The organism is Pseudoalteromonas sp. APC 3355, from assembly GCF_030407615.1.
GTDB classification, from domain to species: Bacteria; Pseudomonadota; Gammaproteobacteria; order Enterobacterales; family Alteromonadaceae; genus Pseudoalteromonas; species Pseudoalteromonas distincta.
Window position 1 is genome coordinate 1 of sequence record NZ_JASDDB010000017.1, and the last position, 26,137, is coordinate 26,137.

Sequence of the window (26,137 nt, forward strand, 5' to 3'; positions counted from 1 at the left end):
CGCGAAGGCAAGCTCACTGACTTCGATGTGATAAATGATAGCTAATCATTTATCAATGAGAGATACAAGGCGCGAAGGCAAGCTCACTGACTTCGATGTGATAAATGATAGCTAATCATTTATCAATGAGAGATACAAGACGCGAAGCTTGCTTGCGTGACGGGCAAAGCCCGTAAGATTTATTCACAATGAGGTTATGAGGCGCTGCGCTTTTAGAGGCAGTGATAGATAAAAAAGATTGTTGGTCTTTATGTTTTCTCATTTACTCCTTATTCGCTTCTCTTTGTGAAATAGATTTTGCTTTGTTTTAAGTGGTACAGATATTAATAAACAAAAACGCGACGCTTTATTGCTAAAGCGTCGCGTTTTTAATGCGTTATACAAACAAAATTACATGCTTTGAGCGTAGTTATATAGCGCCTTTAAAATAGTAAGATTTTTTTCGCTGTCGTCATGTTCATGCGCTAGGTTTTCAAGGGTGATCATAAAATCTTGCGCATTAATCGACGGTTGATCTTCTCCGTGCATTAACTTGTTTTGGCAATACTGGCGCCATTGGTCAAGCTCTTGCTGGTTTAGCGTTTCAGGCCAGTTACGGGCGCGGTATCTAAACAACAACGTATTAAACTTTTTATCTTCAAAGTCTAACTTCAACCCAGCTAACTCATCTGGTTTTGCATCACGAATAATCGCAAATTTAGCTTTATCAGCATGGCTTGTAAACCCATCGTAAAGTAAGTAGTCAACGTTAGTAGTTGCGCTGTAATCGCCTTGCTCGTTAAACACTTCCGTTACTTTATCGCGAAGGTCGGTATTGGCTTTTAAAGTAGCTAAGTTAGCTAAGCACTGCTCGCGGTCAATCCCCAAACGCGCGGCGTTTTCAGGCAATAATGTTTTAGCTGGGGCTAAAATAGGGCACTTGTTTAAATGCACTAGTTTTAAGCCAACAGGTAAATCGTCCTCGGCTAAATCTACACGTTTGGTGTATAAGCGTTTGCGTAACTCTTCTACGTTTAAATCAATGAGTACTTGCGGGTTTTGGGTTAAATCAAAACAAATAACCGCGTTTTTATTTACCGGATGAAAGCTCATTGGTGCAACCCAGCTTGTACAGCCTTGTGTTGCAGGTATGCGCGACGAGGTATGCACCAGCGGCGTCATGTTAAATACATCAACTAATTCAGCAAGGGCTTTTTTATTACGCAAACCAAAAAAGAAGTTATACAGCTTTGGCTGTTTTTCTTTTATTAGCTTAGCCAATGCAATAGTGGCGGTTACGTCGCTTAGCGCATCGTGCGCTGCGGCGTGTTCAATACCATTGGCTACCGTTAAATGTTCTAGCTTAAAGCTTGGGCTGCCGTCTTCTTTTAACGGCCATTCAATGCCTTCAGGGCGCAGTGCGTAACAAGCGCGTACTAAATCAATAATATCCCAGCGGCTATTGTTATTTTTGTATTCACGCTCGTATGGGTCGTAAAAGTTACGGTAAAAGCTATAACGGCTTACTTCGTCATCAAACCGAATACTGTTATAACCAGCAACACAGGTGTTTGGCACGCTAAATTCGGCATGAATTTTTGCTATAAACTCAGCCTCAACCAAGCCTTTTTTCATCGCCACTTGTGGCGTAATACCCGTAATTAAACATGCCTCAGGGTGAGGCAAGTAATCCGCTTGCGGCTTACAATATTCAATAAGCGGCTCGCCAATTATATTTAAATCAAGATCGGTACGAATACCCGCAAATTGGCTCGGCTTATCCTTTTGAGGGCTCGCCCCCCAAGTCTCGTAGTCGTGCCAGTAAAGCGATGGTTGTTCATTCAAGTTCATAGTTGTAAAGCCTTGTATTTCAATCTTTTGAATTTACTGAATAATTTTTAGTTTTTTGGAATTCTCATTCATTAAAGCTTTATTTTATAGCTTTTCTATTAATTGAAATTGTGTACACTGGTGTGTGCAGATAAAAAAATTGGTGTGTACAAAAAAATGAGTCTAACAGACAGTAAATTAAAAAAGTTTCTTAATAAGTCACATGATAAGCCTTTTGAGCTTGCAGATCGAGACTCGCTTAGTATAAGAGTCTCTCAGAAGGGTAAAATCGCTTGGCAATATAGGTTCAGACACAACGGAAAGGCCGATAGACTTTCGCTCGGAAATTACCCTGCAATTTCCTTGTCCCAAGCAAGAGCTTTGGTTCCTGAGTTAAGGCAGTGTATTCAAGAAGGCAAAAACCCTAAATCTGTAATGGGCAAGAGTCGTCAGGCTAAAAGCAAAAAAATTATGACTCTCGAAGATTTGTGCTTAATGTGGTTAGAAAAAGTTTCTGCTATTGAACACAAAGAAAACACGCAAGCAACTCATGCCACAACAGTAAGAAAGTGGATTTTAAATGAGCCTATAAAAAAGCCGCTAAAGGAGAAGTGGGTAAAGAAAAACCTTAATATGCCGTTCGATGAGATTACTAGTCAAAATTGGATGGATTTTTTTGAATGGGTAAAGTCTGAAAAAAGCGCCAACATGGCAGGCGTAGTCTTTAAACTATTAAAATCTGTTATTACTTGGGGTGTTAAATGGGAGTTAGTATCAAATTCAAACCTACTACTATTTAAAGTAAAAGATGTAGGTAAAGCCCCTAATGTTGGGGAGCGGACTCCCAGTTTATACGAAGCAGCCATGATGTGGTTAGAAATTGATAAATCTAAAGCTTTACCACAAACAAAAATCTGTCTGAAACTTATAATTTTGCTTGGCGCTAGAAATAGCACAGTACGTAATATGAAATGGGAAGACTTAGATTTAGTAAATATGATTTGGACTATCCCTGTGCCTAAGGGACAAAAGCAAGCAACTCGCAGGGGAGCTCTTGAAGGCGATGTGAGCTCTCAAAGGCCTGAAAGGCATCCAATCCCAAGCAAAGTCAAAGAACTGTTAGAAGAAATAGCACTTATTTATGGAAAAACGGGGTATGTTTTTAAAGGTGATGGTGACAACAGCAACAAAGAAATTACTACTCATGCTTTAAACCGTTTTTGCACAAGGATGTCTTCTAAACTATTTATGAAGCACCAAATATCTAAAATTGTTCCGCATGACTTTAGGCGCATGCTACAAACTACGCTCTGTGAAATTGATTCAAAATGGTTAGTAATCACAGAGCGTATGTTAGGCCATAAACTCAAAGGGACTATGAAGCACTACAACAAAGCCGATTATTTAGATGAGCAATTAGAAGCTTATGAATTACTTTGGTCAAAGTTAAAGCTAGAAATTGAAAAAATTAATAGCTAAATAATGCTGTTATTAATAAGAGCTACAAAAATAGACGTTAGTAGCTCTTATTAAATTAAAGTTAACTTTACTAATTTTAATTGCCGGCAATAGCTAACCCGCCTGACCCAAAATATACTCTTCAACTTGCGCGGTAATAAAAATTCTCTTTCTGTAATTCTGTAAAGGCTTAGGGAAGCCATGCTTAAACTGTGAATTGTCTTGATTGCTTTGTGTGTAATTGTAATAACTAGTTCTAGACATATTTAAAACTTGGCATAGTTGCTTCAGTGACATAGTAGGGCCGAATAATTCAGATAAGTTCATTTTCTATCCTCACATAAAGTAATTTTTCCTCGCCCTAAGTAGGTTTTACCCAGGCGAACTTTTGTGATTCTTTGCTAATTTCTTAAATTAATTTCGAATCGGCTTAAGTAGTTTCGACTTATACGAACTATGGCGATTTGCATAAAATTATTTAAATTAATTTCGAATCAGCTTAGGTAGTTTCGGCTTAAACGAACTATTACGGTTTACAGAAAAAATATTTAAATTAATTTCCAATAGCCTTGGTTAACTTTTTGTGTGCGGTTTTAGATGGCTAGGGCTTTGTCATAATTTACGTTAAATTCAGGGGGCATAATTGAGCAATTAGATTTGCTGCTAACTGAGGCTATATTTTTAAGGTTAGGCTTCCTATCTAGTAAAAAAGGCATACCAAAGTCTCCCTCCCAATCAAGCCTGTTCAAGGTTATTTAAAAAATGAGTTTTTCTATTTAGATTATTGATTGATAAAGAATGGATTAGGTATAATTCTCTTTTTTACAGGGAGTAGTAAGTTGTCATTTCCTCAGGTATCTGTCATCGGTAATGCTAAGATAAAATCGTCTCAATTAAAGGATATGGCTGAGGCCGTAGGCTTAATTATTAATGATCTTGGCTTTCATCTGGTTTGTGGTGGTTTGGGTGGCGTAATGGAAGCCAGCTGTAAAGGGCATAAATCAGGGGCTGAACCAAGTCAAACAATCGGCATACTGCCGTCTCTTAAAGAGAGTACAGCAAATAAATACACTGATATTATTATACCATCTGGGTTAGATATTGGTCGAAATCAGCTAGTTGTATCTAGTGGATTTGCCATTGTCGTTTTGGGTGGTGGTGCGGGGACCTTAAGTGAAATAGCTTTAGCATCCCAAATAAACAAGCCAATACTTTTAATGAAAGGCTCTGGAGGCTGGGCTGACAAATTGACCGATGAGTATTTGGACCAGCGTTGTAATTCAAAGCTTTATCATATTAGTAGTTTAGATGAATTAAGAATAACGCTTCAAAAATTGTCTTTGCTTGAGTCAAAAAGTGGTTCTATAGACAGTGGTCATAATCGATGAAATTACTCATTCCAATAAGTTACTTTTTCGGAAGTCCAAAAAGTGAATTGTGGCAATTAGATACAGAGACAAAGAAAAGGAGTTTATTAGCCACCCTACCTTCCTCTGAGAGAGATGTTGCAGGCAAAGGTTTTACCAGTGTTACATGGATTAGTAATGACTTGCTTGTGGGGTGTGATTTTAATCGTGTATTTATTATTGACCGTAAATTATGCGAGTTAAAAAAAATAAATACAGACAAACAATATAATGATTTACATCATGTTAGCTTTGATGGTCACTTAATTCATATAGCTAATACAGGGCGTGATTGTATCGATGTTTTAGACAATCAATTACAGTCTGTTAGCCGATTAGAATTTCTTCCAACAGAAGAAATAGCATCAAGGATTAAAGGGGAATATAAAGCTCAAGGTGATTATTACGATCATGAAGCGATAAATATTGATTTTCACCTACGTAAGGTGCCTGATGCTCTGCATATCAATCATGTGATCAAAGTGGGTAAAGAACTTGAAAACAAAGTTATCGTAACAAGTTTTAAAAAAAAATGCTTAATTGACGCTAAAACTCTAGAGCCACTCAGTAATAAATTACCTGAACAACCCCATGATGGCTTTATTGACAAGAAGTATATTTGGATAACCACTGTCTCAGGGAAAGTGTTTCGTTCTAATCTATCGCTACCTTTTAATTTTGAATTGTTTTTTGATCTATTTCGGGTAGCCAAGTTCAAAGGGTGGTGTCGAGGTTTATTAGTTGTTAATGACGCTTTATTTATAGGGGTCACTGCTATTCACAAGGAAACTAATCGGACAAACTGGCTTAATAGTCCAGTAAAGAACACTCGAACGGGAGTTTATCAGATCAATTTAACTTCATTAAATATTGAACACTTCTATGATTTTAGTCATACAAACGGTTCCCGTATATTTTCATTAGTCAGTGATTATTTTGATGGATAAGCAACCAAGGATTTACATGCTTCATCGTGTCCTTAAAAATTACGATGAAAAGAACTATTACTATCAGCGACAAACAGGCATTAGCTGGAAGAAGTTCATCGAACTGCTTGATACTATAGAGAAAAAAGGTTGGAAAACTAAACCAATTTCTGCTCTGGCGAAAGGATATACACATAATGATGTATTTATTACTTTCGATGATGGATATAGAGATAATATTGGTGCATTTGATGAATTAATTAATCGTGGAATGATCGCTACAGTTTATCCCGTGAAGGATTTTGTTTTAGATGGTTTTTCTCCGATAGATGATATGGCTCTTCACTTGATGTCGACACCGAATGTACCTAAAGACCTTAGTCTATCATTGCTCGGTGGGCGATTAAAAAGAATATTACGAGGTATAACAGCCTCGAGATATAGGTATCTCCGACAACGTTTGTTTGGCATAGATGTGGATGCGGATTCTACTCATTTATTTATGCAGGAGCATCATCTAAAACTGTACAATAGCCAAGGAATTGAACTGGGTATTCACGGGTGTAGCCACAGAGCATTTACCCAACTTTCTCCAAGTGAGCTAAATAAAGAGTTAACTGAAAATTATAATTGGATCAGAGGATTGGGATGTAGAGAATCGATGTCTATTTGCTTCCCTCATGGTAAACATAATAAGAAAGTAATTGAGCAAAGCCAGCTATTTGGCTTAATTCATTTAGGTGTCGACTGTGAGACATTTTACCCATCAGTTTTAAGGAGAATACATATTACGGAAGATTATTGTGGGTGACCTTAATGCTAAGCTTTGCGCATTGCTCAAAAATCAATTAGAGACTTTTCCATTTCACAATTTAGGGCAGTTATTGGGGAAGAAGGTTGTTAATGGGGGGACTTGTTTTGATCACGCACTAAGCTTGCGCGCTCACATAACTAAAATGGGGCTTAGCGGAACATTACATGAGGCTGAGGTTTGCATGACAGGTTTAAACTCACATCGTTTGATCCGAGTTGAATCTTCAGACAAGGTTAGCTTTTTAGATTCTGGCACGGGCTGGCCAACTATATATCAGGCTCATGCTTGCGATATCTATCGAGAGTATACTTCAGCAGGAATACGCTTTCGAATTGTCAAAGAGCCAAACAAGCTTCTTGTCAAACGACACGATGGTCGACAATGGCGTGATATGAACCGTATTGCATTAGTCGCTCAAAATGAAGAGATTATATTATCCAAATACCCTAACAGGTATCTCCAACAACTGCCTTACAGCCAAGAACTTCGGTTTTGCTGGTTAATGAATGAAAAGTTTTATCGAATTACAGGTTTCTGTTTAGCAGTATACGAAGCAGGAAAAAATACTCAAAAATACAGCCTAACACCGATAGAGCTTTTGCGTTTTGTCCAGAGTAGCTTTCCCGAATTGATTTCGGACTTAAAATTATATCTAGAGAGTATTAGTTGATGTGCGGGTTTGTTGTAAGTGTCACTGAAGGACAATCTAATTTAAATAAGAAAGTAGGAAAGGATATTCTATCTCGGGGCGAAGACCATTCTAGCTTAGAAACCATTCATTTTAATGGAATACCCATACATTTTGAATTTTCGCATTTATTTATAACTTCTCCCCAAGTTGTTCAACCAATACAAAGTATGTCGAAAATTTTAGTACTGAATGGTGAGATATATAATTATCAAGAATTGGCTGAGATACTTGGTCTCGAATTAAATAAGTTTAATGATGTAGGTATTTTTTTTGAGTATATAGAGCGTTACGGTTTAACTCAGGCCATGACGTTGGCAAATGGAATGTACTCAGGTGTTCTTTTCGATAAATCAACGGGAGATTTGAGAGTTTTTACAGATCATGTTGGTAAAAAGCCTTTGCTCGTTTGGAATAGTAGTATGGGATGGCATATAGGAACGGGCGTTGATACTGGTTATATAGATGCATACACTAATACGTTAGATGTAATCTCCCCTGGAGTATCAAAGTTTGATATAAAAACTGGGGTAGTATGCAAAGAATACCTCCATCAATACACTGTGACCAATAAACGAAGCTTTGTTGATATTATCGAAAGTGCTATAGCACTTCGAATTCCTAAGGATATCCCATTCGCTGTAGCTTTAAGTGGTGGGCTAGATAGTTCGATTATTGCTTATATTTTAGAGACAAGATTAAGCAAAAGTGCAAGATATTACGTCGTGGCTGACAGTTATCCCGATTCAGTTTTGACGTTATTAGAACATCTAAAGGTTTGTCTTAGTCGTGTCGTTTTAATTAAGCCACCGACACAAAGTGAGCTCTTAGGATTAATTAAAAAAACATGCGAAATTACAAAAAGCTATAACCCTTCAATTATATCAAATGGACTAGCAACACTATTACTCAGTAAGGTTGTACAAGCAGACGGTATCCGCGTTTTGTTATCAGGTGAAGGTGCAGATGAGTATTTCTGTGGTTATCAAGGAATGTACAATGGTCGTAATGACCCTGAGAAAATGAGAGCTTGTTTGATTGAAAACCTCCATTACACGGAATTGAGACGCTTAGATCTTATTACTGCTAGCCATAGTATAGAGGCTCGTTGCCCATTTTTAGATAATCGCGTCACTCAGTTTGCATTAGCACATGACGTTCAAGATCTTTGCGACATTTCTTTGAACGTGGGAAAAACAATACTAAGAGATACATTTAAACATGTATTACCCAACTCAATAATTCATGCTCCTAAAGAGCCTTTCGATATTACCTCAGGTTTGCAAAAAATGGTTATAGATGAATTAAAGAAAATATCTACGACAGAAAGAACAGCATTAAGATCCATTTTTGAACAAATTATGGATAACACTTCTATAGCTAATCATCATTACTTCTCCCATTACCCAACTTTTGACACGATGATTGAACGACGTGAGCTTAAATACAAGCAGAGGGATATATGATCGATAATCAAGTGGTTGCAGTCGTTGGGCTAGGGTATGTCGGGTATCCGCTTGCAATAGCATTTGGTCAGCATATCCAAACAGTAGGTTTTGACATAAACGAAACTAGAATCTCTGAATTACATGAAAGTAATGATCGCACCAATGAAAGCGATATTAAGTTAGTTGAAAGTGCTGAGCATTTAACTTTGTCTAATGATCTAGAGTGTATTCGAAGAGCGAATATATATATTGTCACTACACCTACTCCAGTTGATAAGGCATACCAACCGGAGTTAAGTGCGGTATTGAATGCTGCAAAGATGGTTGGTTCTGTGATTTCAACTAACGATATTGTTGTCCTAGAATCTACAGTATATCCTGGTGTTACAGAGGGAGTGTTTGCTTCTGAAATTGAAAAAACAAGTGGATTGCTTGCAAATATTGACTTTCAGCTAGGGTACAGTCCTGAGCGGATTAATCCAGGAGATGAGCTTCATCGCTTACAACATATAGTAAAGGTTGTTTCTGCCACAAATACATCTACTTTAGAAATATTATCTCAATTATATGAACTTATAGTTCCTGCTGGAGTATTAAAAGCTGAGTCAATAAGAACAGCTGAGTTATCTAAGTTAATAGAAAACACCCAGCGTGATGTTAATATTGCATTTATAAACGAAATGTATCAATTATCGGACAAGTTGAAATTAGATTTTAACAAGGTATTAGAATGCGCCAGTAGTAAGTGGAATTTTCTAGATTTTAAACCTGGGTTAGTTGGTGGACACTGCGTTGCTGTTGATCCGTATTACTTAATTCATTCTCAGGTTATGAATGGAGTTGCACCTCGTATAACAAATACAGCACGGCAAGTTAACGGGGATATGGTTAGTTACGTAGCAAATACATTTTTGAAAAAGTTAATTCGGGCTGGCCTTTCACTACCTTCCACAAGAATCTTAATCTTGGGTGTGAGTTTTAAACCCAACTGTCCTGACGTTAGAAACTCTAAACATTTTGAAGTTATAAGAGAATTGATAGATTTTGGAGCAAAGCCACTTATTTACGACCCAGTTGTTAAGTGGGAAGATACCCAAAACTACATTGTTGAAGAACAAATGCCTACAGGCCCTTTTGATGCGATATTGTTGCTAGTACCTCATGATGAAATTGTTCGCGACTTACTACTCAAGGGAACCTCTATGATACATGAAAACACCATCTTCTTCTCTTTAGACTCACAATATGCAGATTTACTGAAATGACTATAGAATTAACAGAATATAATAAATTCATCTCTATGGCCTCAATTGTTGGGGATTCCCTAGGTAATAAAAATGCTATTGATTTTGTTACTAGCTTCCTTGAAGGTTTAGGCTTCAATATTCGGATTTCAAATACTACACATACAGCTCAACCTTCAATAATAGCGCACTATTCAGGACGGCTATGTGATAAAAAAATAGTCATTTATGGTCATTATGATGTTGCTCCTGTGAAAAGTGAGAATAATTGGCTCAGTGAAAACCCATTCTTATTAAAACGTATCAATGGTCGTATTTATGGACGAGGAATAGCCGATAACAAGGGGCCTCTGTTAGCTCGGATGCTTGCTATGAAATCATTAATATTATCGAAAAAAGCAATCCCTGAAATTATGTGGTTAATTCAAGGTGAGGAAGAAATTATGCATGGGAATAGAGTTGCCTATGATATTTTTAAGCATGAGATAAGCTCATTTGGTGCAAATACTTACATTGAGGAAACAGGATTTAATAATTTAGATACAGGATCTCAAATTGCATTTCTATGGTCGCCATCTCTGACTGATTTACAGTTATCTTCGTGGCATGATTTACTAAATCACAGCTTGGATAATCCGAATATCGAATATCGTCATCTAAATAAGCTAAATGGCATCAAAGCTTGTCCTCTTCTAGCCAATTTGCCCAAAGACTCTGTTTATATTGGGTTTGGTCCTAATGATCGCTTGCATAATATCCATCAAGATAATGAATCATTAGATGAGAGTAATCTTTTAAAGCACCAAAAACAATTTGAAAATTTTTTAGCAAATTATGCGTCGTATAGCCATGCAGTCTAACAACATCATTAACGTGGTATTGGCCAGTGCTGATATAGATGTGGCAAACAGTTTGTTGAAAAGCATGCATCAAGCGTTACCAAGTTTTGAGATTAAAGCGTCCATCTTATTATTTGGTATAACAGAACCAAGAAAAATTTATCAGTTTTGTCGTCCAGTTGAAATAATAGATATAGTTACGTACTACCCACCTATTGTGGATAGTCGAAATATCTGCCAAGCACACCTTCGTCGTAAAATGAACGAATTTGGGGGAATCGGATTTATACTTGATGATGATTTATCTTGGACACTACCTGAAAATGAATTTATTACTGTGCTTGAAAAATTGAAAAAAGCGGGCTGTGATATGGCTTTTAGTGCGCTATCAGGTGATTCACCTATCCCAAAGGAATATACTCGAACAAGCCCCTTACTCGATGTTTTGATAGCTATTGCAGTCCAATATAATGACTCTAAAGCTATGAAAATAAAAGAGTATGTTACAAAGGTAGATATATCTGAAAAAATCGAAAGTAATATTAATACTCATCATGACTTTTATACTTTTACCCATAAGAAATTTCATAAATATGATGTGGATATAGCAACTATCAATTGGCATGATTTCATTAATCGATTAGTAAAGGGTAAATCTACAACCCGAACCACACCAACACCAATTACAATAACGCCAGCAAAAGGAAGAGAGCGGGGTGGTGCAACACTTATACTAAATGTTGATGTATTACTTTGTAAAAATGATGCAATGCGCTATTTGAATTTATATAGTCGCCGCAGTGATATGATTATGGCAACGGATGCTGCGAATTATAACTTTAAACTATTTAATACTCCGCCTATGTTAAAACACCTTAGAGATGAAGCATTTGATACTCATGATAGTAAAAAGTTAATAGGCGATATCCTTGGGTATGCACTTGTTGAATCTAAAGAAGGAGCTAATTTTTGCGCGAAAAAATTTGCGACAAACGTATCTCAACGAATTGAACATACAAAATTTTTACTAATGGAATCATCAAAAATGATGGAGTTACTAGATTTATGGTTAAAAAATAATAATTATATTGAATTGGATGTAAGTAGCTTGGTTAAATCCATGATTGCAGAAAATGAGAAAACTTACTTAGCGCTTACATCCATTGACTTAGGAGTTGTTAATCAGTCTTTCAGCACATTTATTTATAATAGAATTAACTATTTAAAGTCTGATGAAAGTACTGAGCTAGCTTGTTAGTATTTCGTTCATCAGAATAAATGCCTTTTAGGAATCATTAAGCCGCATTTAAGGTCTTAAAGTGACTTATTGGTCACTTTAACTTACGGCGGTTATATCAAAAAGTTAAGCTTTGTTTTTACTTAATCTACTTTCTTAGCGTGTTTAACAAGCTTAATTAGAATTATCGTCAACACAGCTGCCGGTAATAACCATATAAAATCACTCATCTTAAATTCTCAATGTTTGAAGTAGTACTCTAACCTTAATGTTTTTGAGGTGTTTTGCAAATTTAAGTCGTTTATCAATTAACTTTCAATTTTTCTCCTGACTTATACCTAGTTAGCTTTAGGACAAATAACTAGGAAAAATAATGAGAGATCAAAAGTCACCGTTTATACGCCAATATGTACGCGCTAGTAAATCACCGTGGGAAGATGCTTCAACCATTTTGCTGTTAGCTGATGTAATTGATAAGCAAACGAAAGAGTTGGGCTTCACAAACTACATTTATTTACACCGAGATAGCGTGGGGAGTGTGCTGGGTATTAGTATTTCTCAACAGTTATTAGCTGCTAATCCTGAGTTCTCAGAGCGGTATTTGGAGGGTATTGAAATGTATGCCTTTTTACTCATACATATTGAAGACATAACAAACTTCTGCAATTTATTTTCTGCAGAATTTGAGCAACTATTTATGCTAAAACCCAATGTATATTTTGCAGCTGCAGAAGACAGTTGGTTACGGTTAATAGAAAGCTCATAAACTCTGGCGAGCCTTTAGGCTCGCTTTTTACTTTTAAAGATTCTGATCCAATTGTGTTTTAAATAAATAATTTAAATCCAATAAAAAGGCCACTATTTCTCCCAGGGAGTGCCTATTTATCAATAGCCTCATAATAAGAGGAGTAAGTAATTATTAACGGATAATAATTATCAAAATTAATTTACGATAAGGAAATTCTATGACTTGCAGATATACCTCTACTCTAGACATTATCACCCTGTTAGAAGATGTAAAAACGGTTGTTCGGGATAACGATCATAAAATAAACAAACTCATGCTGAGTGCAGATAACCCTAACTTTAAAGGCTTTTGGGCAATTGTAGAGCCTCAAGTCTTTAATAAAAAACACCTTAATTATCGTGGCGTAAAAGTTCTGATATATAAACTAATGATTTGTTTAATAAACGATGTACACCAACCCGTACCAGCATATCCTGATTATGATGACGAGTTTTATGAAGAGCCAGAGCAAGCTTTTAGTGATGCGCCAGAAGAGCGCTTTGATTCAGTTTTTGATAGCAAGTTCGAGGATGAATTTGAAGACGACTATAAAAATGATATTGAAAATGAATTTGTTGGAGAGTTTGAACAAGATCGTATTGATCGTAATATCCAAGATTCAATAAACAGTCTTCTAAATAAATAATAAAGGACAAATATAAGTTATTTTGATAATAAAATAACTGCCTAATCATTACCCCTAAAATATGCCATGAGTCATTATTTGCAGGCTCACTGCTTAAGCTGAAACCTAGTTTAAGCAGCTCAATCTCATTAATAGAGATTACACCTCTAGGGGAAGGCGTGATGCAAATATAGCGCCTTGTTATTACTTCACAAAAGCGTGTTTTTAATAATAATGTTGGCAAGGCTTTAAATAGGCCAAAAGCAAAGGGGGAATGGATTACTATCCATTCCCCCTTTGCTTATCTATCGCTTATTGATAAAACATTTCATTAATTTCTTCACATAATTTAGTACGGAAAATAATAGACGAATGAAGCAATTCAGCATCGCTTTCACTGAGAAGTTGTGCTCGTGTCTTCTTATCAAAACGTTGCGGCATTTCCTCAAATAATTGTGTATGAAGTCGTTTTATATCATTGAAGATTTGCTGTGACTGTGAAAATAAAAAAATCTTACTGTAATCGCCATTTTTTAGTGACGACAAATACTTTAGTAGAATGACCTGTCGTGCAGTTTTGTTTTTAAAAGAGTGTTCCACCTCAATAGCGGCTATTGAGCCATTAGGAAGTAGCACAGCGCCATCCACTGTTCGTGTAGCGGATAGGCCGTTAATTCGTTGAAATTCTGGCTCGGTAATAAATCCCTTCCACATTGGGGCGTACGTTTCATCACTGTGATAATTATGTATACCGCGCAGCATGACAAATGCGTTAATCAGATTATGCATAACATGGTTATTATTGAACTGCAGCGCTGTGTTTTTATTGCTCCTAAAATATACGTCGATGCCCATTAACTCTTCTGCAAATTTGGCAGCAGTATACGTGGGTACATAGACTCGACCGTCAGGGCTTCGGTGTGTTTTTACCACACGCAGCAAACTGTCCTTTTCTAGCCGGTTCAGATGCTCTAATGCTAACCGATGATTAATGCCGTAGAGCCAGCGAATAATCCCTGGTGTAACAATAGAAAACCGAATTGCAATAAGCACCGAGAGCTTGGTTCTGTTAACTCCTTTTTGATGGTTATTTGCGCCTGCACGATATCGCATATCAATATCAAAATAGCGAGGGTAGTGATGAGTATGAAGAGTGTTGTTCGTTTCCAAATTTATTGATGGTTCTTGCGTCATTTTCTAAAGGCTCTCAGGTTAGTTAATTGCTAAAATTAACTAGTATCACAGTACACAAATTACCGTTATTTGATGACTTAAACCCCGTTTTTCATTCCGAGATGCTTTAACAGCATGCACGGAATCATTGTCGCGATAATTATCGAAACAAAAGCAGCTTTCAGCTGATGGTCTCTCAACTTCGTTGTTCAACCATAGGGTCTAAAACGCCCGTAAGCTCTGGTGTTGCTCCGCAACGAGCTGACTCGACGCGCTATCGCGCTAGCGTTTTAGACCCCGCGCGAATGTACCGTGCTCCGCCCTGTACTAACCGCCATACTGCCGCTACAGACAATGCGATGGGTGCCCCATTATCCGCATTTTTCTTCGCTTTTATTTTCTACGAAAATAGATGGTTCGATCTAAATTTGTGCCAAATTTTAATCGAATTTCGCTGATGCGAAACATTATCGCGGTTAGTACAGACCAGCTGTACATTCGCGCTTTCTCCATGTGTTTACGGCTTCGCCTACAACACATTACGCGCTTGTTGGCCTCATTCTGAGGCGCTTTTTTGCAGTTTTTCGTGCCGAAAAATGCGTTTTTTATAACGTCTTTCAGACAAAACCGCCTTCAAATTAAACTTATTAGTGAGTTTTTTAGATAAAGAGGAAAGGATTTTTACTTAATAAAAAATTAGGTGAAGTAAGGGGGGGAACTACTTATGCAAACTGTTTGTTGCTGAGCTGCGCAGTCAAACAAGTTTGTTTTTTATCACGAAATCATTAAATTTGATAGCAGAAATTAATGATTAATAAGGTTTGAAAAATGAAAAACAATGACGTTACTGATATCGCTATTAACCCAACAACAGGATTACCTATCACAAATGCGAGTTCCAACATTTTAGATGTTGGCGGTAATGTGGTGGGACAGAGCTCAAGAGTGATGACTGTTTATGAGATTGAAGAGTCGATAGCGGATTCAAACAATGATGACTGTTTTGATGCTTTTGACTCGTTTGATGATAATTTTTAATGCCCAAATTTTTAAAAGCTATCCGTGGTTATCGAATTGAAATTGCCTATTCGACGATTGCTTTTAGTGGCTCAGCTATACTGCTTTTTCAATATCAATCAACTCAAGATTTTGCGTGGTTTATAGCTCTGAGTTTTTTTTGCACTAAAATGATTCTCGGCATTATTAACTATGAGAAATATTGCCAGAGTAATAAACGCGCCATGAAAAGCATGCTCAGATATTTGTTATTTAAATTTGTATAATCCTTGTTCATTTGTCCTAAACGCAAAGCGTCCTGATTTTATTAGGGCGCTTTTTTGTTGAAAGCATTAATTAGACTGTCACCATATAAAAAAGATAAAGGTTTATATAAAAATGAGTTTTTAAAACTATTAAATACGACTGAATAGGAGAGGGTAACTTAGCGAGAGGGGGGCAATGAGTCGATAGGTATGTAAAAATACCTACCAACCACAAGGAATATACAAATTAGTTTTCATATACCTCTACTTACGCAAAGGGTAAAAATTAGTAGTTACAATTGCTAACTAAATTTTCTTTACTACAGTGTTTTGTCGCTCTCCCCCGCCAAAGCGGGGAAACCAATTTAGCAGCACGACCGTCTAGCTAAATTTTCTTTACTACAGTGTTTTGTCGCTCACCCCCGCCAAAGCGGGGAAACCAATTTAGCAGCACGACTGTCTAACTAAACTTTCTTTACTACAGTGTTTTGTCGCTCACCCCCGCCAAAGCGGGGAAACCAATTTAGCAGCACGACTGTCTAACTAAATTTTTTTTGCTACAGCGTTTTGCCGTTCACCCCCGCCAAAGCGGGGAACCCAACTTAGTAGCACAACAGGCTAACTAATTTTTTATGAACTAATTGTATATTTTTATTATTCTCCATTTACCACGGAGACTGCAGAGGAATAACATTGCTAACCTCTTATGTTTCGAACTTTAAATGCTCCTGTTTTATAATGCAAGCCTCTAGTTGTTTTTAATTTAAAAATAACACGAACGGCAATATTTGTAGGTTTTTAATGGTTTTTTCGAAGTAGATAGGTGTTTTTAATGGCAAGGTTTAAATTTAGCCCAATCGTTTTGTTGACATTAAAAGCAAAATTACACTGTGTTTTTGTTTTTTTAAGTGTTTTTATATAAAGGGAGCATTTCGCTCCCAGATATCAGCAATACGATTAATATGGCTTTACTTTATTAAAATATAGAGTAAGTAAAGCCAGCAAATTTACGCTAGCTACATTTCTAATTCCCAGCTTATCAGGGTGGAGCGAACCATACTTATTACGAAATATAGTGAACGCTGTGATTTAACATGTATGTAGTCTGGGTCTGCGGTAATTTCGCGCTCACAGTCACTAGATTCATAGATTGGACAGTTTGATTCATACCACATTTCATAAGAAGTTTCACCAATTTCGTCTTCATAGATTGTATCTATTAGGTCATACTCAAAAATACGTAGGCTGAACTTATTAAGCATATCGCAGAAGAGGTCTGCATTGCTTTCGGTTGCAGCCAATGGTGACGGCCACAGCTTAGTACCATTTCCATTACCCTGAATGAAAACTTCGTTTGCAGGATATATAAATGTATCTGCCTGTCCACTATTCTTGTCTACCATCTCTTCAAATGCTATTAGCTGTGAGTTATATATTGTATGGGTGAAATTTACTTCCCCCTTCTCTTCATCATATTCATCTTCATCTTCATCTTCATCTAATAACTCATCTTGTTCATCTGAATGTTCACAACTTTCTTCGGACATTGTTTCAGACGATGTTTGTTCTGCACTTAATACTGCTTCTGGCAACGTTAACATTTCCTCGTTCAGGGGCTCATTTTGTCCATAATCGTTGGACGACAAAGCCTTTAATGCTTGCTCCCAAGTTAAATTCATTTCACTTTGAGCAATTTCATCTAGTGCTTGGTTTAAAGGGATTGCCTTTGCTTTTTTTAGTTTTTTTGCATCTTTTTTGGCGCGAGAAATAGACAGGCCAGAAGGAAAGTATTGTTCTAACTGATTCATAGTGTAAACCTTAAATATGCTTACGTCCGCCCACTAACATTACGCATGTTAAATGTTTAACTATTTTTATTTGAGAGTATGATTATCCGACAGGACTGCGCTTAAAGTGGGCGAAACGAGCTCATCAGTAAAGCTCTGAAAAGATTATTAAATAAATTAAATAGGATCGCAACCTCTTTTATTAAAACGCATAAAAAGGCTGTATTAGCATAAAACAAGTCAGCTAAGCTTTTAAGCAATTTACCAATCCATTTGTATTAATCTTCATATAAAAAAGAAGGTTAAGTAGCTATTTTTTATGGGTAAATTATATTATTTAATGTAATATAGTTTACAAAGTAACAATATGAGCAAGCGGACTGTGAATATACTTCTTTCTTGGCTGGGCACCAAAGACATTGATAATATGCTCGATGGTGAAAAAAATGCCTCAATATCAACTATCGCTATTAACTCTCAAACTCCTTTTGATAAAATTGTAATACTCTCTAATCATCAGCATAAGTATTGGGAAAAGTTTGAAGGCTTTGTAAAAAAGCGAATGGCTACAATTGGAAAACCATATCATGATATTCAGGTATACAAAGCCAATATAGTCAGCCCAATTGATTATGAGTCTATTCATCAGGTAACAGCGCTTTGGATCAATAAATTAAGTGAAGAGGCAGATTCGTTATCAATAAACCTGACCTCTGGCACGCCAGCAATGACCACTTTATCTGTGCTTATCGGTAAAGGTAAATCGAACGTTCACTTTCTTCAAGCAACCCCACAAAATGAGTTGCTACACGTTGATATCCCCATTGATTTTGGCCAAGAGTATGTAAAGTCAGCATCTAAAAACATAGCGAATACGGCAATCTCAGAGCCTAAAATTGAGCAAGCTTTTTCAAAACTCACTGCAAAATCAGTGCAAATGCAAAATGTAGTCAATAAAGCTAAAAAAATTGCAGCCTCAGAAGTACCCGCACTTATTCTTGGTGAAACCGGAACCGGTAAAGAGCTAATGGCCACAGCCATTCATAAAGGAAGCTTGCGAGCAAATAAGCCATTAAAAGTAATTAACTGCGGGGCATTTGCAGAAAACCTTGTTGACTCAACCTTGTTCGGTCATAAAAAAGGGGCATTCACCGGAGCTGAAAAAGATCACCCTGGGCTTTTTGAACAAGCCGACGGCGGTACTTTATTTTTAGATGAAGTAGGTGAATTAACCCCCGAAATTCAAGTAAAGCTTTTAAGGGCATTACAACAAGGCGAAATCAACCGTTTAGGTGACACCCAAACCACTAATGTCGATGTTCGAGTTATTGCAGCCACACATAAAGATTTATCAAAGCTAGTAGAAGAAGGTAAGTTCCGCGAAGACTTATTTTACCGCTTAGCAGTGGGCATTATACAAATGCCAGCGCTACGAGAGCGCATTGAAGACATCACTGTTATTGTTAATCAACTTGTAGAGCAAATAAATAAAGCAGGTAGCAAACATCCCGACTACATAAGTAAAAATATTTCCGAAAAGGGAATAAAGTTTATTTTATCTCAGCCGTGGCAAGGGAATATTAGAGAGCTGTGGAGTACATTAAACCGTGCTTTTTTATGGTCTGACTCACAAACAATAACTGAAAATGACTTAGCAAGTGCCATGATAAACCGTGCTAAAAATAAAAGTTTTACAGATATTACACTGTCATACGACGATAAAATAGATATTACGCAATTAGTTGATAATTATAAAAAAGATTATGTTTTAGCTGCTTTAAAGGCAAGTGGAAATGTTAAAAGCCATGCGGCTCAAATGCTTAATTTAAAAGATCACCAAACGCTTAGTAATTGGATGAAGCGCCTAAACATCAAACACGAAAAATAAAAAGGACAATAGTATTGGTACACAAGTTGCCAATACATATTGAGTAAAAGGAGAAGTAGCCAGTGAAAAAATCAAACTTTGAATTCTTAAAAGGTGTGAACGATATTCTTTATCGCATAGCGTTTGCTGCAGAAAAGAATTTTCCTGACGATCCTAATACCACATTAGTAAAACTGCGTATGTTTGGAGAAGCGTCAGCCAAGCACATTGCTAAACTTCTTGATTTAGAACTCCCCCCTACGCAAGTAGACCTAATCAGAGAGCTTGCAAAAATCTCATGGGTTGATGACTCCATAATCAATATTTTCCATGTGCTGCGTAAAGTAGGTAATCAAGCCGTTCACGACTACCATAATGATTTAGACGATGCCGAAATGGCATTGCGTTTAGCGTTTCGTTTAAGTATTTGGTATTACCGACTAATTAATAAAGACGTTGATTTTGCAGCGCCTATTTTTGTACTACCAGACGGCCAACAAGAAAACGAATACCAACACCAAGTAACAGAACTAAAAAAAGCACTACAACAAGCATTAAATAGTAATGCGCAAACAGATAGCGAACTTGCCCAAAACAAAAACCAACTTACTGCATTAAGTGGATATATTGCTATTTTAGAAGGCAAGCATCAAGAAACCGAGCAACAAACACAAGACCGAGTAAATGCGCTTGAAGCACAGCTACAAGCCAAAGAAGCAGAGCTTGCACAAAAAACACAAGCAGAGCGCAAAGCATATAAACAAGAGATCACTCAGCGTGCAGCCGCCCGCCGATTAGACCTATCAGAAAAAGAAACGCGCTTTCTTATTGATCAGCAATTGCGTGATGCAGGCTGGTCTGCCGACACGCCCGTGCTAAATTATGCAAACGGTACGCGCCCACAAATAGGTAAAAACCTAGCTATAGCAGAGTGGCCAACCGATGCTGACGAAACAGGTAAAACAGGCTTTGCCGACTATGTATTGTTTGTGGGTTTACAACCGGTAGGGGTTGTTGAGGCTAAAAAAATAAATACCGACGTATGCGGCAAATTAGTAGAGGCTGAGCGTTACAGTGTTTACTTTAACCTTGAGCATTTAAGCGCCGAAATTCAAGCGCGAGCTGCAAACGATCCAGAGCATCAAAAGGTAGCAGAGCAACTACAAACTCAAAACAGCTACCAAATTACCTGGAAAGAATCCAAAGAGCCAAACGCACGCAGCTATAAAATACCGTTTGTATTTTCAACAAATGGGCGAGAATATCGCCGCCAGTTATTAAGCAAAAGCGGTATATGGTATCGCGATGTACGTAAAGTGAGTAACCAAGCTAAAGCATTACCGGCATGGCATACACCAGGCGAACTAAAATCTAAGCTCGATGGCAACATAGATGCTGCGCAGCAATGGCTTGAAGCTAACGAACCAACAGGCCTAGGCCTTCGTTATTTTCAAAAAGAAGCAATAACAGCCACCGAGCAAGCCATTAAAAAAGGTCAGCAAAATATACTACTTGCTATGGCAACCGGTACAGGTAAAACCCGTACCGCCATTGCGCTAATGTACAGACTAATACAATCACGCCGATTTAATCGTATTTTGTTTTTGGTCGATAGGCGCTCATTGGGTGAGCAAGCATTAAACTCGTTTGATGACACACGCATAAACGATGTGCCTTTTAACACCATATTTAATATAAAAGGCCTGACCGATAAGTTCCCGTCAGACGCAACTAAAATACATGTATCAACTATTCAATCGTTAGTTAAGCGTACGCTACAAAGCGATGAATTTATGCCAGTTGAGCGCTACGATTGCATAATAGTAGACGAAGCACACCGTGGTTATATTCTTGATAAAGAACAAACCGATGGTGAAATGGAATTTAGGAACCAGCTCGACTACGTATCAACATACCGCAGAATACTTGACCATTTTGATGCAGTAAAAATAGGGCTTACTGCAACACCTGCATTACACACAACCGACATTTTTGGTTTACCTGTGTATCGTTACAGCTACCGCAAAGCGGTGATAGACGGCTATTTAATAGACCAAGCGCCCCCTATAAAAATTATTACCAAGCTTAATCAAAACGGTATTTATATCGATAAAGGCTCAGAGGTAACACGCTTAACCTCTCAAGGGGAGCTAATTCAAGACACCCTTGAAGACGAACGCGACTTTGAAGTAGCCAGTTTTAATCGCGATATTATTGCATCAAACTTTAATAAAATAGTTGCAGAGTCACTCGCTACAAAGCTCGACCCAACAGGTAAGCAAAAAACACTCATATTTTGTGTAAACAACACCCATGCCGATAACATGGTCATTGAGCTGCGTGAGGCTTTTAAAAAGCATTACCCAAACCTTGAGCACGACGCCATTATTAAAATAACCGGCGAAAGCGATAAAGATCCCAAAAAAATACAAAGTATGATCACCCGCTACAACAAAGAGCGATTACCTAATATTGTAGTAACGGTAGACCTACTCACTACAGGGATAGACGTACCGAGCATTTGTAATTTAGTGTTTTTACGTAAAGTAAAAAGTCGTATTTTGTACGAGCAAATGAAAGGGCGCGCCACACGTTTGTGCCCAGAAGTTGGCAAAGTTAACTTTACCATTTACGATGCCGTCGATTTATACGACTCGCTCGAATCGGTAGATACGATGCGCCCAGTCGTTGTTCGTCCAAAAGTAGAGTTAAATACCTTAGTAAACGAAATAACCGACTCACAAACTTATAAAACATTAGAAGCCGATGGTCGCTCGTTCGCACACCACAGCCACGAGCAATTAGTGGCTAAAGTACAGCGTATTGTCGGTCATGGTGTATTTAATCAAGATAAGTCAGCTCAAATTGACCAATCAATAAAACGCTTAGATACCGTATTAGCAGGTGCTGCCGGTTGCGATTTTGCAAGCCTTGCACAAACCCTAAAAACTAAAGGGCCAGAGCAAAGCGCTGAAATTTTTACTCAACTTCCAAAACTGGTCGAAAACCTAGAGCACCTTAAAAAGCAAATAAACGAGCTACGACACGAGCCTATTTTTACCGACATAGAAGACGAGCTAATAGAATTTAAAGAAGGCTATGGCGATTACGACAACGCCGAAGACTTTTTAGACGCGTTCGACAAACTCGTAGAGCAAAGCGAGAACAGCCAAGCTGCGCTGCAAACCGTTATAACCAAACCGAAAGACTTAACCCGTAAAGCATTAATAGAGCTGCAAGAGTGGTTTGATGCGCAATCGTTTGACGAGTCAACTCTTAGGGTTGCATGGAAAAAAACCACCAACCAAGATATTGCTGCACGGTTAATAGGGCATATTCGCCGCGCAGCACTGGGTGATGCATTACTCCCGTTTGATGAGCGTGTAAATAACGCCCTGGCTAAAATAAAGCAGCAAAAACCGTGGAGCAACGAGCAATTACAATGGTTAGAGCGCTTAGCCAATAGCTTAAAAGAGCAAGTAGCCATTGACGACGACACCTTTAAAACCGGCAATTACCGCCGCCGAGGGGGTAAGCGCAAGCTCGATGCTATTTTTAATAACGAGCTTAACCAAGTGCTAGAACAATTTAATAACTATATGTGGGAGCAACCTGCTTAATTAATGCAGGTTTACCTTAACCCTTATATTACAATACCAAACACTGTAAAGCGTTGGCCTTAATGCCAATCTAAAAATGAAGAGACACTATGAACAACAATGATTTAGTAGCCAAACTTTGGAAAATGTGTGACACCCTGCGTGATGGCGGTGTGTCGTATCAAAACTACGTAAACGAGCTGGCTACATTGCTGTTTTTAAAAATGACCGAGCAAACAGGCACCGAAACCGACCTACTGCCACAAGGTATGCGTTGGAACGACCTAAAAGGCAAAATAGGGCTAGACCAATTACAATTTTATCGCAACATGCTGGTACAATTGGGTAACGATGACCACGCCATTGTGCGTGCCATATTTCAAAACGTAAATACCACTATTACCAATGCAGGGCAGCTTACAGAGCTTGTAACCACAATGGACAGCCTAGATTGGTACGAAAGCGGCGACAGTGAAAACATAGTTAAAACCCGTGACGACTTTGGCGACATGTACGAAGGCTTATTACAAAAAAATGCTAATGAAACTAAATCGGGCGCGGGCCAATACTTTACGCCAAGGCCACTAATAGAAACTATGGTACGTTTACTACAGCCACAACCGCGCGAAATTATTCAAGATCCCGCAGCGGGTACCGCAGGCTTTTTAATTGAGGCCGACAAATATATAAAAAGCCAAACCAACGATTTAGACGACCTAGACGACGACACTCAAGAATTCCAAATGAAGCGTGCCTTTGTTGGGCTTGAGCTAGTACCCGAAACCCGCCGCCTTGCATTAATGAACTGTTTATTACACGACATTGAAGGCAATGACGAACTAGGCGGTGCAATACGCCTTGGTAACAGCTTAGGTAACGATGGCGAAAACTTGCCAAAAGCCAATGTAATACTCACAAACCCACCGTTTGGATCGGCAAGCAGCACTAATATTACCCGTACCTTTGTATACCCAACATCAAACAAGCAACTATGTTTTATGCAGCATATATACAATAGCCTTGAGCCAGGTGGTCGTGCAGCAGTGGTAATACCCGATAACGTATTATTTGAAGGTGGCAGAGGGGCTGAAATACGTACCGACTTAATGCACAAATGTAACCTGCACACAATTTTACGCTTGCCTACCGGCATATTTTACGCCGCAGGTGTTAAAACTAACGTGTTGTTTTTCCAAAAAGGCACGCCGGAAAACCCACATCAAGATAAAGACTGCACAACCAACACATGGGTGTACGACTTACGTACCAACATGCAAACCTTTGGTAAACGCAGCCCATTTACTCATAAATACCTTGAAAATTTTGAGACGGTTTACGGAAGTGATGCTAACGGCCAAGCAGAGCGAGAAGAAGGCGTTTACAACATTTTAGGTTGCACCACACCTATAAACGATGAAGATATTAGAAACACTGACAGCTCAGAGCTAATAGAAAACGCGCGCTGGCGCAAATTCTCACGTGAGTTTATTAAAGCTAAAAACGACAGCTTAGATATAACATGGCTTAAAGATAACTCAGTAACCGATGCAGCAAACTTGCCTGAGCCCGATGTACTCGCGACAGAAGCGATGACAGAACTCACCGAAGCGCTTCGAGAGATGAACCAGCTGATGATAGATCTTGGCGCAATTGATCAAGCTGAAGGACAAGTGGCGCTATTAGCAGAAGAATTTGGGTTAGAGAAGAAAGTTATTGAGGGTGCGGAATAATGGCTGAGCAAGTAGTTATTGAATCACCTATTGGTTGGGAAGTTGTAAAATTTACCGATTTGTTAGATGTACAAGGTGGAACGCAGCCCCCCAAAAAAGAGTTTTTGAGTGAACCAAAAGAAGGATATATCAGATTACTTCAAATTAGAGATTTTGGAAAAAGACCTGTCCCAACTTTTGTCCCAATAACAACAAAATTGCGTACATGCACTGAAAGTGATGTTCTTATTGGGCGTTACGGCGCTTCTATTGGCAGGATATGTTCGGGCATGAATGGTGCGTATAATGTTGCTTTAGCCAAAGTTGTAAAGCCTGATTTGATAGATCCTAGTTATTTAAAATACTTTTTAAATTCTCAAAAGTTTCAAGCGCCTTTAAACTTACTTTCTAGATCAGCACAAAACGGGTTCAATAAACAAGACTTATCTAAATTTGATTTTCTAGTACCACCACTCCCAGAACAAAAGCGCATTGTTGAAAAGCTTGATAGCTTATTGGCGCAGGTTGATACCATACAACAACGCCTAAACAACTTACCGGATATCATCAAACGCTTTCGCCAATCCGTCCTCGCCGCCGCCGTCTCCGGCAAACTCACCGAACAATGGCGTGGGGATAATAAAGAGCTAAGCCAATGGGAAAATGTGACTCTTTCAAATATTACTAGAAGTATATCCGATGGTGATCATCAAGCACCTCCAAAAGCTGAGAATGGAATTCCTTTTTTAGTTATTTCAAATGTCCGTACTGGTAATGTTAATTTTGATAACGTATCTAGATGGGTTCCTGAATCATATTATGATTCTCTAAAAGAGATTCGAGTGCCTAAAGTAGATGATATTCTCTATACAGTTACTGGCTCTTTTGGTATTCCTGTTCTGGTTAAAACCGATGAAAAATTTTGTTTTCAACGACACATCGCCATAATCAAACCTAACAAAGATTATACTAGCTCTGAATTTCTGTACTACTTGTTAAACTCTGACTTTGCCTTAAGACAAGCCGAAGAAAAAGCAACTGGCACAGCACAAAAAACAGTTTCATTGAAAAGTTTAAGAGGATTTCAATTTAATATTCCTCAAATAGAAGAACAAACCGAAATCGTTCGCATCGTCGAACACTATTTCGCTTTAGCCGACACCCTAGAAAAGAACCTCGCGAATGCCAAACAGCGTGTTGATGATTTAACGCAATCGATATTAGCTAAGGCCTTTCGCGGTGAACTTGTACCACAAGATCCAAACGACGAACCCGCCGACAAGTTACTAGCGCGCATAAAAGCCGCGCGACTTGAAGCCGAAAAGCTAGAAAAAGCCGCCAAAAAAGCAGCAAAAGCCAGTAAGAAATAACACGCTATTTTGTTGGTCGGTATTTATGCCGACATGGTTGGCAATAAACAACCATTGTTGGGCAAAAGAACGACCTATAAATACCAAAA

At 38.1% G+C, this 26,137-nt stretch carries 20 protein-coding genes; 16 read left to right on the forward strand and 4 right to left on the reverse strand.

Features of this window, described 5'->3' with window-relative positions; all coding sequences use genetic code 11:
- Positions 1-390: 390 nt before the first annotated feature.
- Positions 391-1,830, reverse strand: coding sequence for an exodeoxyribonuclease I (gene sbcB, locus QMA08_RS17830; RefSeq protein ID WP_290175119.1), 1,440 nt, complete (start codon positions 1,828-1,830; stop codon positions 391-393).
- 156 nt (positions 1,831-1,986) lie between these two features.
- Here sbcB and QMA08_RS17835 point away from each other — a divergent pair, with 156 nt between their 5' ends.
- Positions 1,987-3,288 (forward strand): integrase family protein, encoded by a 1,302-nt coding sequence (locus QMA08_RS17835; RefSeq protein ID WP_290175120.1) that lies wholly within the window; start codon positions 1,987-1,989, stop codon positions 3,286-3,288.
- A 93-nt stretch (positions 3,289-3,381) separates the two neighbouring features.
- Here QMA08_RS17835 and QMA08_RS17840 read toward each other — a convergent pair whose 3' ends face one another.
- Complete coding sequence (locus tag QMA08_RS17840) at positions 3,382-3,594, reverse strand: hypothetical protein (RefSeq protein WP_290175121.1); 213 nt, start codon at positions 3,592-3,594, stop codon at positions 3,382-3,384.
- A 512-nt stretch (positions 3,595-4,106) separates the two neighbouring features.
- Here QMA08_RS17840 and QMA08_RS17845 point away from each other — a divergent pair.
- From QMA08_RS17845 to QMA08_RS17890, 10 genes are all read left to right on the forward strand, one after another.
- Positions 4,107-4,655 (forward strand): TIGR00725 family protein, encoded by a 549-nt coding sequence (locus QMA08_RS17845; protein WP_138585429.1) that lies wholly within the window; start codon positions 4,107-4,109, stop codon positions 4,653-4,655.
- Positions 4,652-5,620, forward strand: a complete 969-nt coding sequence (locus QMA08_RS17850) for a hypothetical protein (protein WP_290175122.1) — start codon at positions 4,652-4,654, stop codon at positions 5,618-5,620. The genes QMA08_RS17845 and QMA08_RS17850 overlap by 4 nt, the downstream gene beginning before the upstream one ends.
- A gap of 16 nt (positions 5,621-5,636) precedes the next feature.
- Positions 5,637-6,410 (forward strand): polysaccharide deacetylase family protein, encoded by a 774-nt coding sequence (locus QMA08_RS17855; RefSeq protein ID WP_290175123.1) that lies wholly within the window; start codon positions 5,637-5,639, stop codon positions 6,408-6,410.
- Positions 6,403-7,083, forward strand: coding sequence for an arylamine N-acetyltransferase (locus QMA08_RS17860; RefSeq protein ID WP_290175124.1), 681 nt, complete (start codon positions 6,403-6,405; stop codon positions 7,081-7,083). The genes QMA08_RS17855 and QMA08_RS17860 overlap by 8 nt, the downstream gene beginning before the upstream one ends.
- Positions 7,083-8,567 carry an asparagine synthase-related protein gene (locus QMA08_RS17865; RefSeq protein WP_290175125.1) on the forward strand — a complete coding sequence of 495 codons (1,485 nt, stop codon included), beginning with the start codon at positions 7,083-7,085 and terminating at the stop codon, positions 8,565-8,567. Before QMA08_RS17860 ends, QMA08_RS17865 begins: the two co-directional genes overlap by 1 nt.
- Positions 8,564-9,814, forward strand: a complete 1,251-nt coding sequence (locus QMA08_RS17870) for a nucleotide sugar dehydrogenase (RefSeq protein ID WP_290175126.1) — start codon at positions 8,564-8,566, stop codon at positions 9,812-9,814. Before QMA08_RS17865 ends, QMA08_RS17870 begins: the two co-directional genes overlap by 4 nt.
- The gene (locus QMA08_RS17875; RefSeq protein ID WP_290175127.1) at positions 9,811-10,653 is read left to right on the forward strand and encodes a M20/M25/M40 family metallo-hydrolase; all 843 of its coding nucleotides are present in this window, start codon (positions 9,811-9,813) and stop codon (positions 10,651-10,653) included. The genes QMA08_RS17870 and QMA08_RS17875 overlap by 4 nt, the downstream gene beginning before the upstream one ends.
- Positions 10,628-11,890 (forward strand): hypothetical protein, encoded by a 1,263-nt coding sequence (locus tag QMA08_RS17880; RefSeq protein ID WP_290175128.1) that lies wholly within the window; start codon positions 10,628-10,630, stop codon positions 11,888-11,890. The genes QMA08_RS17875 and QMA08_RS17880 overlap by 26 nt, the downstream gene beginning before the upstream one ends.
- A 352-nt stretch (positions 11,891-12,242) precedes the next feature.
- Entirely contained in the window at positions 12,243-12,635 is a 393-nt protein-coding gene (locus QMA08_RS17885; protein ID WP_290175129.1) for a hypothetical protein, read from the forward strand.
- A gap of 199 nt (positions 12,636-12,834) precedes the next feature.
- Complete coding sequence (locus QMA08_RS17890; RefSeq protein ID WP_290175131.1) at positions 12,835-13,302, forward strand: hypothetical protein; 468 nt, start codon at positions 12,835-12,837, stop codon at positions 13,300-13,302.
- Positions 13,303-13,593: 291 nt separating this feature from the next.
- On the opposite strand, the gene QMA08_RS17895 is transcribed toward QMA08_RS17890, so the two are convergent.
- Complete coding sequence (locus QMA08_RS17895) at positions 13,594-14,475, reverse strand: hypothetical protein (protein WP_290175132.1); 882 nt, start codon at positions 14,473-14,475, stop codon at positions 13,594-13,596.
- A gap of 807 nt (positions 14,476-15,282) precedes the next feature.
- Here QMA08_RS17895 and QMA08_RS17900 point away from each other — a divergent pair.
- The gene (locus tag QMA08_RS17900; protein ID WP_290175133.1) at positions 15,283-15,492 is read left to right on the forward strand and encodes a hypothetical protein; all 210 of its coding nucleotides are present in this window, start codon (positions 15,283-15,285) and stop codon (positions 15,490-15,492) included.
- A gap of 1,240 nt (positions 15,493-16,732) precedes the next feature.
- On the opposite strand, the gene QMA08_RS17905 is transcribed toward QMA08_RS17900, so the two are convergent.
- A complete protein-coding gene (locus tag QMA08_RS17905) occupies positions 16,733-17,524 on the reverse strand; it encodes a hypothetical protein (RefSeq protein ID WP_290175134.1) in 792 nt (263 codons plus the stop codon).
- A gap of 346 nt (positions 17,525-17,870) precedes the next feature.
- On the opposite strand from QMA08_RS17905, the gene QMA08_RS17910 reads away from it, so the two are divergent.
- The 4 genes from QMA08_RS17910 to QMA08_RS17925 all read left to right on the forward strand — a co-directional run bounded on the left by QMA08_RS17910 (position 17,871) and on the right by QMA08_RS17925 (position 26,048).
- Complete coding sequence (locus tag QMA08_RS17910; protein ID WP_290175135.1) at positions 17,871-19,391, forward strand: sigma-54 dependent transcriptional regulator; 1,521 nt, start codon at positions 17,871-17,873, stop codon at positions 19,389-19,391.
- A 62-nt stretch (positions 19,392-19,453) separates the two neighbouring features.
- Positions 19,454-22,990, forward strand: coding sequence for a type I restriction-modification system endonuclease (hsdR, locus tag QMA08_RS17915; RefSeq protein WP_290175136.1), 3,537 nt, complete (start codon positions 19,454-19,456; stop codon positions 22,988-22,990).
- A gap of 89 nt (positions 22,991-23,079) precedes the next feature.
- Positions 23,080-24,699: an N-6 DNA methylase gene (locus QMA08_RS17920; RefSeq protein WP_290175137.1), complete on the forward strand. Its 1,620-nt coding sequence runs from the start codon at positions 23,080-23,082 to the stop codon at positions 24,697-24,699.
- A complete protein-coding gene (locus QMA08_RS17925) occupies positions 24,699-26,048 on the forward strand; it encodes a restriction endonuclease subunit S (protein WP_290175138.1) in 1,350 nt (449 codons plus the stop codon). Before QMA08_RS17920 ends, QMA08_RS17925 begins: the two co-directional genes overlap by 1 nt.
- The last annotated feature ends 89 nt before the right edge of the window (positions 26,049-26,137 follow it).

Coding starts and splice junctions, on each gene's coding strand:
- QMA08_RS17925 (WP_290175138.1), top strand. CDS start 24,699: ATGGCTGAGCAAGTAGTTATTGAATCACCTATTGGTTGGGAAGTTGTA.
- QMA08_RS17875 (WP_290175127.1), top strand. CDS start 9,811: ATGACTATAGAATTAACAGAATATAATAAATTCATCTCTATGGCCTCA.
- QMA08_RS17905 (WP_290175134.1), bottom strand. CDS start 17,524: ATGAATCAGTTAGAACAATACTTTCCTTCTGGCCTGTCTATTTCTCGC.
- QMA08_RS17890 (WP_290175131.1), top strand. CDS start 12,835: ATGACTTGCAGATATACCTCTACTCTAGACATTATCACCCTGTTAGAA.
- QMA08_RS17900 (WP_290175133.1), top strand. CDS start 15,283: ATGAAAAACAATGACGTTACTGATATCGCTATTAACCCAACAACAGGA.
- QMA08_RS17910 (WP_290175135.1), top strand. CDS start 17,871: ATGAGCAAGCGGACTGTGAATATACTTCTTTCTTGGCTGGGCACCAAA.
- QMA08_RS17850 (WP_290175122.1), top strand. CDS start 4,652: ATGAAATTACTCATTCCAATAAGTTACTTTTTCGGAAGTCCAAAAAGT.
- QMA08_RS17870 (WP_290175126.1), top strand. CDS start 8,564: ATGATCGATAATCAAGTGGTTGCAGTCGTTGGGCTAGGGTATGTCGGG.
- QMA08_RS17855 (WP_290175123.1), top strand. CDS start 5,637: ATGCTTCATCGTGTCCTTAAAAATTACGATGAAAAGAACTATTACTAT.
- QMA08_RS17840 (WP_290175121.1), bottom strand. CDS start 3,594: ATGAACTTATCTGAATTATTCGGCCCTACTATGTCACTGAAGCAACTA.
- QMA08_RS17920 (WP_290175137.1), top strand. CDS start 23,080: ATGAACAACAATGATTTAGTAGCCAAACTTTGGAAAATGTGTGACACC.
- QMA08_RS17880 (WP_290175128.1), top strand. CDS start 10,628: ATGCGTCGTATAGCCATGCAGTCTAACAACATCATTAACGTGGTATTG.
- sbcB (WP_290175119.1), bottom strand. CDS start 1,830: ATGAACTTGAATGAACAACCATCGCTTTACTGGCACGACTACGAGACT.
- QMA08_RS17865 (WP_290175125.1), top strand. CDS start 7,083: ATGTGCGGGTTTGTTGTAAGTGTCACTGAAGGACAATCTAATTTAAAT.
- QMA08_RS17895 (WP_290175132.1), bottom strand. CDS start 14,475: ATGACGCAAGAACCATCAATAAATTTGGAAACGAACAACACTCTTCAT.
- QMA08_RS17835 (WP_290175120.1), top strand. CDS start 1,987: ATGAGTCTAACAGACAGTAAATTAAAAAAGTTTCTTAATAAGTCACAT.
- QMA08_RS17885 (WP_290175129.1), top strand. CDS start 12,243: ATGAGAGATCAAAAGTCACCGTTTATACGCCAATATGTACGCGCTAGT.